A 13,219-nucleotide genomic window follows, 5' to 3' on the forward strand; every position below is an offset into this window, starting at 1 on the left:
GCCCCAAATGTAACCGGGGAGTATCCTATGCAGCTCGCAACCGTTTCAGCGTCCTCCATTCTGCGCGGCAGAATGCCGGCACAACCCGGCGTTCCGTCTACCGGCGAAGAGCCCGATACCGGCGTATTGAAGATCCAGCGGCAATCGCTCGCGTTGGAGCAGGTACGCAACTCGCTCGCAAGCTCTGCTGACGATGCGAAGAGCCGCGCCCAGCGCAAGCTCGAAGAAGCCAAGCAGGAACTGCAGGCGCTGAAGACGGCAGGCTTCCCGCCGGAGGTAATCGCCCGCCTTGCCGCCGAACTTGCACGCAAGGTCGGCGCTGCGGCCTCCGAATTCGCCTCGGCCGTCGCGACCGGCGGCTCTTCCGGCGCAAGTGCCGCAACCGGTGTTGAGGCGACTGCTGCTGCCATCACCGCTTCTGCAACCGCCGATACTTCCGGTGCGGCAGCCGCCGACGTCGTCGCAAGCAATGCAACGGCCTCCCCCGAGGCAACGCAGAATACCGAGGCGACAACCGAAGAAACCGGCGACGGCACGGATACGGCTGAAACGGATGGCGCCGCTCACGCCCGCAAAGCGTATCAGGAGATTGTCGAAGACGGTCCGAAATCGTCGGCGATTTCGGCCGATGACCGCAAGACGATGGAAGAATTCAAATCTATCGTTCGCGAACTGAAGCAGATCCTTGAAAAAGCCATGCGCGACCTGCGTGAGAAAAACCGCGATGCCGCTGCCGAAGGTGCGATCGGAGCCACCCAATCGGCTGTGAATGACCTCTCGGCTGCAGCGCCGACGGCAACCATTCCTTCCAGCATCGTGGTCTAAAAACGCTCATTTTCACGCAATTCCCGACGCAATACCGCGGCACAGTTTGCCGAAATTGCTTTAGGCTTTCGAAGCTGCCGCCTGTGGCCGGAAATGGATGGTCGCCTGGTTGACGAGCAGCACGCATCTGCAGCCGCAATCGGTCACTCACATTATCGCCGCGCTGCCGCGTGACACGCTGATCGTCCGCACGCGTAGCGGGACCGATCACCGCCAGATCGAACTGTCGATCACCGCTCATGGCCGCAAAATGCTGCCGGAGGACATTCGCGCTCGCCGCGCCTGGCTGGAAAAAGTGATGGACGGCCATCTGACGCCGGAGGAACGCAAGACCTTGATGGACGCATCGGAAATCATGCTGAAGTTCGCCTACGCCCCATTTTCAGGACGAGACGCAAACAGGCGAAGAACAGGCCCTTTTTACCTGTTGCAATTACCGACGAGCGGCTATCTTCGCCGGATAGCCATACGGAATCAAAGATGACGCCAAAGGAATTGAAAGCCCAACTGCGCGCCGAGCGTCTGGCACTTCGGGACGCCATTCCAGCCGATCTGCGTACCGCCAAGAGCCTCGACATGGCCGCTCATGCCGGCGATGCGATTGCGTTCGAACCCGGCACCATCGTTTCCGGCTTCCTGCCGATCCGTTCGGAAGCTGACCTGCAGCCCCTGATGGCACGGTGGCGCGGACGCGGCGCCCGCCTCTGCGTGCCGGCCATCATCGACAAGCAGACCATCGTCTTTCGGGAACTCGCCCACGGCGCGGCGCTTATCAGCACGGGCTTCGGCACGGTCGGTCCAGGTGAGGATGCTGCTGTCCTCGACCCTGATATCATGCTTGTGCCGCTTTCAGCCTTCGATTCCCGCGGCCATCGAATCGGCTACGGCGCGGGCCATTACGACCGGGCAATCGACCGTCTCAGACAAAAAGGCCTGTCCCCGAAGCTGATCGGCATTGCATTCGACTGCCAGGAAGTGGCAGTGGTACCTGCTGAGCCGCATGACATAAGCCTGGATGCCATCCTGACGGAAAGCGGCCTGCGCCATTTTACCTCACGGATTGGATAAGGAATGCGACTGCTATTTCTGGGTGACATGGTCGGCAAGACGGGACGAACCGCGGTATGGGACCGCCTGCCCGGCCTCGTTTCCGACTTGAAACTCGACTTCGTCATCGTCAACGGCGAGAACGCTGCCGGCGGCTTCGGCATCACGGAAGACATTTTTCTGGAAACGATCAATGCAGGCGCCGATGTGGTGACGACCGGCAACCACGTCTGGGACCAGAAGGACGCCGTCGCCTTCGCCGGCCGCCACGACCAGTTCCTGCGACCGGCAAATTATCCGCAGGGAACGCCTGGCCGCGGCTCCGGCCTCTTCTATGCGCGCAATGGCGCGCGCATTCTCGTCGCCAACATCATGGGCCGTGTCTTCATGCATCCCGAGCTCGACGACCCCTTCAAGGCCGCCGAGACGATCCTCGCCGCCTGCCCTCTGAAAGAACAGGCCGATGCGATCATCTTCGATTTCCACGCGGAAGCGACGAGCGAGAAGCAATGCTTCGGCCACTTCGTCGACGGGCGCGCCAGCTTCGTCGTCGGCACCCACACCCACGTGCCGACTGCCGATGCGCAGATCCTGAACGGCGGCACCGCCTATATGTCGGATGCCGGCATGTGCGGCGATTACGACTCCTCGCTCGGCATGGATAAGGAAGAACCACTGAACCGCTTCATCTCCAAGATGCCGAAAGGCCGCATGGAAGCCGCGACCGGCCCCGCCACCATCTGCGGCGTCGGTGTGGAGATTTCGGATGCGACGGGACTCGCCGAAAAGATCGCTCCGCTGCGCCTTGGCCCACGGCTTGCCGAAACGATCCCGGAGTTCTGGCGCTAGCACCTCGCAACACGCAATTGTGAGCATATCCGGTCTGGACCGCCGCGACAGCATGCCGCATCCTCTCGGCGTCGTGAAAGCGCCGGAGGGGTGGCATGAAGCCGCGTTGTCTTGTCCTCGCTATCGCATGTCTTGCAATTTTCAACGTGCCGAACCTTGCCGCAGCCCAGGAAGATCGAAGACCGGTCAGCCAGTGCCAGGCAATCGCTCAGAATATTCCCAAGGCCACCTTCGCGAGCTTCTCCGGTGTGGCGCCGGTAGTCCCTGCAGTTTCCGAGGGTGAAGATGTCAAGTTCACCTATCTCGGCCATTCAACCTTCGAAATCGAGACTCCTGGCGGCATCGTCATCGCCACGGATTATAATGGTTGGTATAGGCCGGCCGTCACGCCTGACGTCGTCACCATGAACAAGGCGCACTCGACGCATTATACCCTTACCCCGGATCCCGGCATCAAGCACGTGCTGCACGGGTGGAGCGACATCCCCGGCGAAAAGGCCAGGATCAATCTTGTTGTCGGCGACGCCTATATCCGCAATGTGACGACGGATATCCGTTTCAGCTATGGGCTGGGTGGCTCGCAACTGGATGGCAATTCAATCTTCATCTTCGAGACCGCCGGCCTCTGCATCGGCCATCTCGGCCATCTGCATTACGAGTTGACCGATACCCATTATACGGAAATCGGTCGGCTCGACGTGGTCATGGTGCCGGTCGATGGCGGTCTGACCATGGGAGCCGACAGCATGAGCCGCGTCATCAAGCGGCTGCGCTCGTCGCTGATCCTGCCGATGCATCGCCGCGGGCCGCCGGTCAACGCCTTCATCTCGATGTTCAGCAATGGTTTCGACGTCAACTATGCACCCGACAACAGCATCACCGTTTCGCTGCGCACGCTGCCGAAAAAGCCGCTGATCTACGTAATGAAGGATGTGCAGTAAAAAGGCTGACTCGACCCCAAGCCTTTGTCTCACGCAAATTGCAAATGCCGCTTGATGCCGACATCGGGCATCTTCTCCTCGTCGAAATTGGCTTTCGCGATCTCCCAGCCGAATTTCAGCTTGCTGCCGGTCGACACCCAGATCTCGGCATCATCGACATGCATGGAAAGCATTGTCAGCTTCGGATCCTTCTTGCCACCTTCGTACCAGGCGGCAACGACGGAGTTCCAGAACTCCTCGATTTTCGCGGGATCGGGGCGCACCTCGATAACTCCGGAAAGGCAGGCATGATAATCGTGGTTCTTACCGATGACGCAGAAATGCGCACGGCTGCCGGGTTTGATCTTTTGTACGAGTTCGGCATCCGTCTTCGTATAAAACCAGATCGTATTGGTTGTCGCATCAACGTTGGGTGCCATCGGCTGCATGTGCATGTCGACAGCCGAAAGGCCGAGCATGCCGGCATGGATATCGTTGATCTGGTCCCAGAGCTGACGTGCCGGTTGTTCACGGGCTTCACTGAAGCTTGCCATAGCCGTTCCTTTCCTGCTGGCGTTGTCCGATTGAAAACGTCGCCTCTCAGGCTTTGTTCCGCCACCTATAAAGCCATGAAGGCAGGACCGAATGGCCGCTTTTTCCTTGAATATCGCCCTTTCCGATCTTATAAGGCGGCCCATTCCGAACAATGAGACGTGAACAGGGGTGCCATGGCTGGCCATTCACAGTTTAAAAACATCATGCACCGCAAGGGCCGTCAGGATTCCGTGCGGTCGAAAATGTTCTCCAAGCTCGCGCGCGAAATCACCGTTGCCGCCAAAGCTGGTCTGCCTGACCCGACAATGAACGCCCGACTGCGCCTGGCTATCCAGAACGCCAAGGCCCAGTCTATGCCAAAGGACAATATCGACCGCGCCATCAAGAAGGCTTCCGGCGCCGATACGGAAAACTATGACGAAGTCCGTTACGAAGGCTACGGCCCGGGCGGCACGGCGATCATCGTCGAGGCTCTGACCGACAACCGCAACCGCACCGCCTCCAACGTCCGCTCGATCTTCACCAAGGCCGGCGGCGCACTCGGCGAAACCGGGTCGGTGTCCTTCTCCTTCGATCATGTCGGCGAAATCACCTACAAGCTGTCTGCCGGCGATGCCGACAAGATCATGGAAGCCGCCATCGAAGCAGGCGCCGACGATGTCGAGACCGATGAAGAGGGTCACTACATCACGACCGCTTTTGAAGCTCTTGGCGACGTCGCCAAGGCTCTCGAATCGTCCCTCGGCGAAGCCGAAACCGTAAAAGCCGTCTGGCGCGCTCAGAACAACGTGCCGGTCGATGAGGAAAGAGCCCAGTCGCTTCTGAAGCTCATCGACTCGCTGGAAGACGATGATGACGTGCAGAACGTCTATTCGAACTTCGAAGTCTCGGAAGAGGTTATGGCCAAGCTCTCGGCTTAAAGCCATCCAAGATATTGAATCGAAAACCCGGTCATTCCGCCGGGTTTTTGTTTGCTGGGATACCCTGGCGGCTAGGCCGCAGCTCGCATGAAATTGCCGAGTCCGGCAAAGAGCTCCACCGATTTCAATCGTGCCTCGATATCATGGATCGGCATGGAGATAATGACCTCATCCGCCTGCGTCTCCTTGAGGAACTCATTGAGCTGGGCTTCTGCCGTGGCCGGCGAACCGACGACGGCGTAGCGCAGCGTGTGCTCCACATTCATCTTTTCCATCGGCGACCAAAAGGCATCCATATCCTTAACCGGCCGCGGGAATGGCCCGCGCACATTGCGCCTGAGGTTGACGAACTGCTGCTGGGCCGAGGTGAAGTGATACTGCGCCTCCTCATCCGTTTCAGAAACCGCGCCCATGACGCCGACCATCACATATGGCTTGTCGAGTTCGGCCGAGGGCTGGAAACGGTCGCGATAGATCGCGATCGCATCGAGCAGCATGTCTGGCGCAAAGTGCGAGGCAAAGGCAAAGGGCAGGCCGAGCATGGCCGCAAGCTGGGCGCTGTAGAGGCTGGAGCCGAGGAGCCAGATTGGGATGTGCGAGTTGTTGCCCGGTACGGCGAGGATCGCCTGGTTTTCGCTCGGTGCACCGAGAAGCTGCTGCAGTTCCACCACATCATTAGGAAAACTGTTGGCACCCGCGTCGAGGTTGCGCCGCAGTGCCTGCGCCGTGCGTATGTCCGTTCCCGGCGCGCGGCCGAGACCGAGATCGACGCGGCCAGGAAACAACGCTTCCAGCGTGCCGAACTGCTCGGCGATGACGAGCGGCGCGTGGTTCGGCAGCATCACGCCGCCGGAGCCGATGCGGATGGTCTTCGTCACCACCCCGATCTGCCCGAGAATGACCGAAGTCGCCGCACTCGCGACACCGGGCATGCCATGATGCTCCGCCATCCAGAAGCGCGTATAGCCGAATTCCTCCGCCTTCTGTGCCATGAGCTTCGACGCCGCAAAGGATTGGCTGATGGTCGTGCCGTCTGCCACAGGGGAAAGATCGAGAATGGAAAAGGGAACCATGGAAACCTGCCGCGCAAGAATGGGAGTGCGGCTTATGTAGGTTCGCTATGGCGCTATTCCAAATCGCGGCGCAAACAAAAGCTGCCGCGGAAAATAACCGTCATTCGTCGAAAGCCGGGGAGAATTTCAATGCGCCTGATGGTGGCGATCCCTTGAAGACGATCCGCTGGACATATCCCGTATCGAGATCGCCATAAGTCAGCTTTCCATCGCTTTCGAAGCCCGCGCCGCGATAAACCGCGGGATCGCCGATCAGCGCGCAGCCCCTCGCACCACGCGCTATCAGCAGATCGAGCCCTTTCAGGATCAACGCTCTGCCGATCCCCTGCCGCTGCCGCTCCGGCTTTACCGAAATCGGCCCGAGCCCATACCACCCATCCTTGATGTCACCGATTGTGATGGGCGAGAAGGCGACATGGCCGATGATCTGCCCGCCTTCTTCGGCGACGAGCGACAGTGTCAAATCACCCGACCCACGAAGATCCCTGACGATCCGCGCTTCGGTATTGTTGCTGTAAGGCATCGGCTCGAACGCCACCCAAGTCAGCTCGTGAATGGCATCCGCATCCTCAGGCCTTTCGAACCGGATCAGCATGATGCGATCAGGCCCGCCTGCGCAGCTGATGCACGTCGGCGCTGTGCTGCTGATATCCTTCGGCAAGGGTGAAATTGCCGAGCTGGCGGTCCATCTCCACAGCTTCCGTTGCCAGACGATGGATCGCGGCCGTCGTCTCCTCGACCATCGCCGCATTCTGCTGCGTCATGGAATCAAGCTCGGCGACCGCGCTGTTGATCTGCCGCAGCGTATCGGCCTCCTCGCGAGTCGATTCCATGATCTCATTGATCTGACCGTTGATAGCCTCGACATGGCCGCCGATGCCGATCAGCGCCAGCCCTGCCCGTTCGACCAGCGCCACGCCGCTTTCGACCTCATGCGTGGATTTCTGCAGCAGGCTGGAGATTTCCTTGGCGGCGCTCGAAGACCGCTGCGCCAGTTCGCGCACTTCCATGGCGACGACCGCAAAGCCCTTGCCGCTTTCGCCGGCACGCGCTGCCTCGACGCCGGCATTCAGCGCCAGCAGATTGGTCTGGAAGGCGATATCGTCGATAACGGAGATGATCGTGTTGATCTGGCGCGAAGAGGCCTGGATCGCTTCCATCGCCGCAATCGTCTCGCGCATGATTTGGCTGGAGCCGACCGTTTCCTTCTTGGCATCGCGGGCGATACGCTCGGCCTGTTCGGCCCGTTCGATCTGCACGCGCACCGATTGAGTGATCGCGTTGATCGCATTGGCCGTCTCGGTGATCGAGCTTGCCTGCCGCTCGGTGCGGCCGGCCAGTTCATCTGCTCCTGTGCGCATCTCCTCGGAGCCGGCGCGTACAGCCATCGAATTGCCGCCGATCGCCGTCATCGTTTCGCTGAGCGTTGCCAGCGCCTCGTTGAAGTTCACACGCAGGCTTTCGAGTTCGCTCGGGAAGCGGGTTTCGATCTGATAGGCAAGATCGCCGCTCGCAAGGTGATGAAGCCCGTCATCAAGCGCCGCGACGACATCCTGCAGGCTGCGGGCTTCCGCCTCCCGCTGCGCAAGGTTCTGCTGGCGCTCGCTTTCGGCCCGCGCACGCGTCTGCTCGCTTGCTGCTTCAAGTTGACGGCCTTCGATCAGCGACTGCTTGAAACGAGCAAGCGCCTGCGCCATCGTGCCGATCTCGTCCTTGCGGTTCTGGCTGCCGATCTCGACTTCCAGATTGCCGTCAGCGACTTCGCGAGTCACGCCCGCAAGGCGGGCGAGCGGCGAGAACAGGAAGTTGGTAATGAGCCCTGTGGCAACAGCCATGATGACGAGAACGCCGATGCCGATCCAGGTCAGCAGCGTGGCGATCTCGATGGAGCCGGCATTCAATTCGCTGAGCAGCACGCTTTCGACGACGAGGAACCGGTCACCGCGATAGTCGATGCCGCGCACATAAGCGCGTGCTGCACCATCGGCGCGCTCGAAATCCGCAACCGTCATCGCCGAGCTCGCTAGCGCATCCTTCGCAAAGGTGAACGGCGCAGTATCGAGCGTCGCAAGCTGGCCGGATGCATTAAGACCGACGGCCGAGCCGTCGCTTGAAATGATCGCCGCCTGTGCCGTGCCGCCGGCCACGATACCCTTCGCTAGAATGCTGGTGACGACATCGTCGCGCACCTTGAACAGCATCAGACCCTTCGCCTGGCCGAGCTTGACGATCGGCACGGCATAGAAGATCGCCGACTTGCCGCTTTTGGCATCGACGCGCAGGCCGGAAAAGGCCGTCGGCGCGGAATCGTCAGTCGCGTTGGCGGTATTCTCGATCGCCTTGGCATAGGCGATACCCGCGCCGGTCGACTTCCAGGCATCCGACTTCAGGTTTTCGGCAAAATCGTCATTCTTCTTGTAGGAATAGAGCACGGTGCCGTCGAGATCGACGATCAGGAAGTCACCGAAGGCCGTGTCAGCGAGATCGCGGGCTACTTCGCTTTGCGTCTTCTCATGGTTCGAATAATAGAATCCGCTCGGCGCCTCCGGCTTGGCAAGCTTTTCGCGCTGGTCGGCCGGGTTCGGATTGTTGGTAACAAAGACCTTCTTCAGCTCTCCGCGGGCATCGCCCGAGCTTTTCTCGATTGTCTTCCAGCCGCTCTTCAGGCTGGTGATCGCCATCTGCAGCGCTTCGATACGCGCAATCGAGGTCGCCTGATTCTCAAGCTGTACAAGCTGATCCTGCAGCATGTCGCCGCGGAAGATCAGTACGCTCTCCTTGGCCTTCAGCGCCTGCTCGTCGGAAACGCGGCTGCTGGCAAAATAGGCGAGGATATTGATGACAGCGACCGAAAGCGTGGTCAGCAGGATGAAGGTGGCTATCACCTTGAAGGACAGGGACTGAAATCTCTGAGCCATGAAAAACGAACCCTTCCGAAACGGCGCCGCCGGCGAGTGGAATCACGAAGACAACACCCGCCGGTTGAACTGAAAACAGACCATCGGAAGCCTTAAGCTTTGCGAAAGTCAGCCCTCTGACATTTGATGGATTAGAATTCAGGCATCCGGTTTAATTCGCGGTAAATGCGATCCCGCAAAAACAAGGTATGTTTTTGCTTTGTTCACATATCAATGGCACTTATTTCGCCATCGCTATAGGGTGAACCATGCAAAACACGATTCGCATCATCGGTATCGATCCCGGCCTTCGCCGCACCGGATGGGGCATCATCGATACGCTCGGCAATTCTCTGCGCTTCGTTGCCTCGGGAACAGTCACTTCTGATGGCGACATGGACCTCGCTTCCCGCCTTTGCCAGCTGCATGACGGCCTTGCCGATGTGGTCCATTCCTACCAGCCGGATGAGGCCGCCGTCGAACAGACCTTCGTCAACAAGGATGCGGTGGCCACCCTGAAGCTCGGCCAGGCTCGCGGCATCGCCATGCTGGTGCCGGCCCGCGCCGGCCTCCCGGTGTCTGAATATGCGCCGAACGCCGTGAAGAAAACTGTCATCGGCGTCGGCCACGGCGATAAGCAGCAAATTCATATGATGCTGAAAATTCTGATGCCAAAGGCGGAGTTCAAGGGCAACGACGCCGCCGACGCCCTGGCGATCGCCATCTGCCACGCCCATCACCGCGGCGGAAACAAGATGCGACAGGCACTCGCCGGCTGATTTGTTCTTGACTTGTTCCGGGCCGACAGCTAGGTATTACCGCAGAGGTATTACCATGCGCGTGACCGAAAAAGGCCAGGTGACCATCCCTAAGGAAATCCGCGACAGACTTGGAATCGTCCCGGGATCTGAGGTGGAGTTTATCGCGAAAGACGATGCAGCCCTTTTGGTGAAGGTCAACGAAAACAGCTTACAGATTCGCAACTTCGAGGAATGGGCTGCCAGCGTAGAGGGACTACTGGACTTCGATGGCATGACGACGGATGAATATATGGAATGGCTAAGAGGTCCGCGTGAAGATCTCGACCGTCATTGACACGAATATTCTCATCGACATTTTGGGACCGCAAAGCTCATTTCGCCATTGGTCGCTTGACGCGCTGAAACGTTGCGCCTCTGAGGGAAATCTGGTGCTGACCCCGGTCGTCTGGGCTGAGCTCGGCGCCGCACCGCTGACAGAGGAGAAGCTTCTGCTTGCCTTTGCCTGGCTTAATCTTGAACGAGAGAACTTGCCTTTCGAGGCAGCCTTCCGTGCAGGGCAAGCTCATCGTCACTATCGGACTGCGGGTGGCCAGCGGGAACGGACGCTTCCCGATTTTTTGGTTGCTGCCCACGCGGAATGGCATCGGCACCGCCTGCTGACCCGTGATGCGTCCCGCTACCGCTCCTATTTCCCTTCGCTCGATATTATTTCACCTGAAACTCATCCCTGACGGAACAAGATCATGATCGGCAAGCTGAAAGGCACCATAGACGAGATCGGTGACGATTATGTGCTCGTGGATGTGCATGGCGTCTGCTACGTCGCCTATTGTTCGTCGCGCACGCTCTCGAAGCTCGGTTCCGTGGGAGAAGCCTGTGTGCTCTTCATCGAAACTTATGTGCGTGAGGACCAGCTCAAGCTCTTCGGTTTCCAGACGCAGCTCGAACGCGAATGGTTCAACCTGCTGCAGAGCGTGCAGGGCGTCGGCGCGAAGGTGGCGCTTGCCGTCCTTTCGACCCTGACCCCTCCCGAACTTGCCAATGCAATCGCCCTCCAGGACAAGACCGCCGTCTCACGCGCCCAGGGGGTCGGCCCCAAGGTCGCGATCCGCATCGTCACCGAACTTAAGAACAAGGCGCCTGCCTTTGCCGGCGAGGCGATCAATATCGGCCTCAAACAGGAGATTGGCGAAGGTGTAGCTCCAGCTCCCGTGGCTGACGCCGTCTCGGCCTTGACCAATCTCGGCTATTCGCGAGACCAGGCTGCCAACGCGGTTGCCGCTGCCATGAAGACGGCCGGCGAGGACGCAGACAGCGCCAAGCTGATCCGTCTCGGCCTGCGGGAACTTTCGCGTTGATGCCACGGCAGGGTGTCAATGGCTGCCGCTTGGTGTATGGACTTGAGCAAGCTTTGAACGGAAATGCCTGATGACGGATGCCCGCCTGATAACGCCTGAAAAGCGTGGCGAAGACCTGGATACCACCCTGCGCCCACAGTCTCTGGACGAATTCACCGGCCAGGCGGAGGCGCGCGCCAACCTCAAGATCTTCATCGAAGCCGCCAAGAACCGCGGTGAAGCGCTGGACCATGTTCTCTTCGTCGGTCCGCCGGGCCTCGGCAAGACGACGCTGGCGCAGATCATGGCGAAGGAACTCGGCGTCAATTTCCGTTCCACCTCAGGCCCCGTCATTGCGAAGGCCGGAGATCTGGCCGCGTTGCTGACCAATCTCGAAGAGCGTGACGTTCTCTTCATCGACGAAATCCACCGCCTCAACCCGGCGGTCGAGGAAATCCTCTATCCGGCGATGGAAGACTTCCAACTCGACCTCATCATCGGCGAAGGCCCGGCCGCCCGCTCGGTAAAGATCGACCTGTCGAAATTCACGCTCGTTGCCGCCACCACCCGCCTCGGCCTGCTGACCACGCCGCTGCGCGACCGTTTCGGCATTCCGGTGCGCCTCTCCTTCTATACGGTGGAGGAACTGGAGCTGATCGTTCGCCGCGGCGCCCGCCTGATGGGCCTTGGCATGACCGATGACGGCGCCCGCGAGATTGCGCGGCGCGCCCGCGGCACGCCGCGTATCGCCGGCCGCCTGCTGCGCCGCGTGCGCGACTTCGCCGAAGTCGCAAAGGCCGAAGCCGTCACCCGCGAGATCGCCGATGAGGCGCTGACCCGCCTGCTGGTCGACAATGTCGGCCTCGACCAGCTCGACAAGCGCTACCTCAACATGATCGCAGTCAATTTCGGCGGCGGCCCGGTCGGCATCGAAACCATTGCCGCCGGCCTCTCCGAGCCACGCGACGCGATCGAGGACATTATCGAGCCTTACATGATCCAGCAGGGCTTCATCCAGCGTACCCCGCGTGGCCGCGTTCTGACCGCAATCGCATGGAAACATCTTGGCATGCAGCCGCCGAAGGATATGGAGGCTGCGCAGTTCGGGCTGTTCCGGGAGGACGATTGATTGATCAGCCGGCGCGGCTTTCTTAAACTCATGGGCGGCAGCTTTGCAGGCCTCATGGCACTCGGCGGATATGCCTTCGCCTATGAACCGCTGGCCCGGCTGGCAATTTCCCGCTACAGGCTGACCCCGCCGGGATGGACTCCCGGCCTGAAGCTGCGCCTTGTCGCACTGGCCGATTTCCATGCCTGCGAACCCTGGATGTCCAAAGACCGCATCGCTTCGATCTGTGCCCGCGCCAACGAGCTGGAAGGTGATATCACACTCCTGCTCGGCGACTACGCGGCCGGCATGAACATGGTGACGCGCTATGTCCATTCCAGTGAATGGTCGAAGGCGCTGGCAACGCTCAAGGCCCCGCTCGGCGTTCATGCGATCATGGGCAACCATGATTGGTGGGAAGACAGAACCGCACAGATGAATGGTGGAGGCGACACCTTCGGACACAGAGCTTTGACTGAAGCGGGTATCTCCGTCTACAGCAATCGCGCCATCCGGCTGGAAAAGGACGGACATGGCTTTTGGCTGGCAGGTCTGGAGGACCAGCTGGCGCTCCTGCCGGGGAGGAAATGGGGCCGCAGCCGAATGCAGGGTCTCGATGATCTCGACGGAACGCTCGCGCAGGTTTCCGACGACGCGCCCATTGTCTTGCTTGCCCACGAGCCCGATATTTTTCCGCGCGTGCCCGAACGTGTGTCGCTCACTCTTTCCGGCCATACGCATGGCGGACAGATCCGTCTTCTCGGTTATTCGCCGATCGTGCCTTCGCGTTATGGCGATCGCTATGCCTATGGCCATATTGTAGAAAACGGTCGGAACGTCATCGTTTCCGGCGGGCTCGGCTGCTCCATCGCGCCCGTGCGCTTCGGCATTCCGCCGGAGATAGTGGTTATCGACCTCGGATAATAT

The 13,219-nt window shown here is 60.0% G+C and carries 16 protein-coding genes; 12 read left to right on the forward strand and 4 right to left on the reverse strand.

Annotated features, from left to right (window positions below; translation table 11 throughout):
• Positions 1–27 precede the first annotated feature (27 nt).
• The 5 genes from ACK9YZ_RS17125 to ACK9YZ_RS17145 all read left to right on the forward strand — a co-directional run bounded on the left by ACK9YZ_RS17125 (position 28) and on the right by ACK9YZ_RS17145 (position 3,662).
• Complete coding sequence (locus ACK9YZ_RS17125; RefSeq protein ID WP_416064620.1) at positions 28–825, forward strand: hypothetical protein; 798 nt, start codon at positions 28–30, stop codon at positions 823–825.
• A 97-nt stretch (positions 826–922) separates the two neighbouring features.
• Positions 923–1,309, forward strand: a complete 387-nt coding sequence (locus ACK9YZ_RS17130) for a MarR family winged helix-turn-helix transcriptional regulator (protein WP_216755805.1) — start codon at positions 923–925, stop codon at positions 1,307–1,309.
• Positions 1,306–1,893, forward strand: coding sequence for a 5-formyltetrahydrofolate cyclo-ligase (locus ACK9YZ_RS17135; RefSeq protein WP_416064621.1), 588 nt, complete (start codon positions 1,306–1,308; stop codon positions 1,891–1,893). The genes ACK9YZ_RS17130 and ACK9YZ_RS17135 overlap by 4 nt, the downstream gene beginning before the upstream one ends.
• Positions 1,894–1,896: 3 nt before the next feature.
• On the forward strand, positions 1,897–2,721 hold the full coding sequence (locus tag ACK9YZ_RS17140; RefSeq protein ID WP_416064622.1) for a TIGR00282 family metallophosphoesterase: 825 nt from the start codon (positions 1,897–1,899) through the stop codon (positions 2,719–2,721).
• A gap of 95 nt (positions 2,722–2,816) precedes the next feature.
• Positions 2,817–3,662: an MBL fold metallo-hydrolase gene (locus ACK9YZ_RS17145; RefSeq protein ID WP_416064623.1), complete on the forward strand. Its 846-nt coding sequence runs from the start codon at positions 2,817–2,819 to the stop codon at positions 3,660–3,662.
• A gap of 29 nt (positions 3,663–3,691) precedes the next feature.
• Here ACK9YZ_RS17145 and ACK9YZ_RS17150 read toward each other — a convergent pair whose 3' ends face one another.
• Positions 3,692–4,195, reverse strand: coding sequence for a pyridoxamine 5'-phosphate oxidase family protein (locus tag ACK9YZ_RS17150; protein WP_216755809.1), 504 nt, complete (start codon positions 4,193–4,195; stop codon positions 3,692–3,694).
• A 174-nt stretch (positions 4,196–4,369) separates the two neighbouring features.
• On the opposite strand from ACK9YZ_RS17150, the gene ACK9YZ_RS17155 reads away from it, so the two are divergent.
• The gene (locus ACK9YZ_RS17155; RefSeq protein ID WP_216755810.1) at positions 4,370–5,116 is read left to right on the forward strand and encodes a YebC/PmpR family DNA-binding transcriptional regulator; all 747 of its coding nucleotides are present in this window, start codon (positions 4,370–4,372) and stop codon (positions 5,114–5,116) included.
• Between the two features lie 71 nt (positions 5,117–5,187).
• On the opposite strand, the gene ACK9YZ_RS17160 is transcribed toward ACK9YZ_RS17155, so the two are convergent.
• The 3 genes from ACK9YZ_RS17160 to ACK9YZ_RS17170 all read right to left on the reverse strand — a co-directional run bounded on the left by ACK9YZ_RS17160 (position 5,188) and on the right by ACK9YZ_RS17170 (position 9,107).
• Complete coding sequence (locus ACK9YZ_RS17160) at positions 5,188–6,189, reverse strand: LLM class flavin-dependent oxidoreductase (RefSeq protein ID WP_416064624.1); 1,002 nt, start codon at positions 6,187–6,189, stop codon at positions 5,188–5,190.
• A gap of 100 nt (positions 6,190–6,289) precedes the next feature.
• The gene (locus ACK9YZ_RS17165; RefSeq protein ID WP_416064625.1) at positions 6,290–6,784 is read right to left on the reverse strand and encodes a GNAT family N-acetyltransferase; all 495 of its coding nucleotides are present in this window, start codon (positions 6,782–6,784) and stop codon (positions 6,290–6,292) included.
• Between the two features lie 7 nt (positions 6,785–6,791).
• The gene (locus ACK9YZ_RS17170) at positions 6,792–9,107 is read right to left on the reverse strand and encodes a methyl-accepting chemotaxis protein (RefSeq protein ID WP_416064626.1); all 2,316 of its coding nucleotides are present in this window, start codon (positions 9,105–9,107) and stop codon (positions 6,792–6,794) included.
• Positions 9,108–9,355: 248 nt separating this feature from the next.
• Here ACK9YZ_RS17170 and ruvC point away from each other — a divergent pair, with 248 nt between their 5' ends.
• The 6 genes from ruvC (at position 9,356) to ACK9YZ_RS17200 (ending at position 13,216) form a co-directional block, all read left to right on the forward strand.
• Positions 9,356–9,865, forward strand: a complete 510-nt coding sequence (gene ruvC / locus ACK9YZ_RS17175) for a crossover junction endodeoxyribonuclease RuvC (RefSeq protein WP_216755814.1) — start codon at positions 9,356–9,358, stop codon at positions 9,863–9,865.
• A gap of 55 nt (positions 9,866–9,920) precedes the next feature.
• Complete coding sequence (locus ACK9YZ_RS17180) at positions 9,921–10,181, forward strand: AbrB/MazE/SpoVT family DNA-binding domain-containing protein (RefSeq protein WP_416064627.1); 261 nt, start codon at positions 9,921–9,923, stop codon at positions 10,179–10,181.
• The gene (locus ACK9YZ_RS17185; RefSeq protein WP_216755815.1) at positions 10,159–10,578 is read left to right on the forward strand and encodes a type II toxin-antitoxin system VapC family toxin; all 420 of its coding nucleotides are present in this window, start codon (positions 10,159–10,161) and stop codon (positions 10,576–10,578) included. Before ACK9YZ_RS17180 ends, ACK9YZ_RS17185 begins: the two co-directional genes overlap by 23 nt.
• A 12-nt stretch (positions 10,579–10,590) precedes the next feature.
• On the forward strand, positions 10,591–11,205 hold the full coding sequence (gene ruvA / locus ACK9YZ_RS17190; protein ID WP_216755816.1) for a Holliday junction branch migration protein RuvA: 615 nt from the start codon (positions 10,591–10,593) through the stop codon (positions 11,203–11,205).
• 67 nt (positions 11,206–11,272) lie between these two features.
• Positions 11,273–12,313 (forward strand): Holliday junction branch migration DNA helicase RuvB, encoded by a 1,041-nt coding sequence (gene ruvB / locus ACK9YZ_RS17195; RefSeq protein ID WP_216758925.1) that lies wholly within the window; start codon positions 11,273–11,275, stop codon positions 12,311–12,313.
• The gene (locus tag ACK9YZ_RS17200; protein WP_416064628.1) at positions 12,314–13,216 is read left to right on the forward strand and encodes a metallophosphoesterase; all 903 of its coding nucleotides are present in this window, start codon (positions 12,314–12,316) and stop codon (positions 13,214–13,216) included.
• Positions 13,217–13,219 lie beyond the last annotated feature (3 nt).

Origin of the sequence: Rhizobium sp. ZK1 (assembly GCF_047782645.1) — a bacterium.
In the GTDB taxonomy this organism is placed as follows: domain Bacteria; phylum Pseudomonadota; class Alphaproteobacteria; order Rhizobiales; family Rhizobiaceae; genus Rhizobium.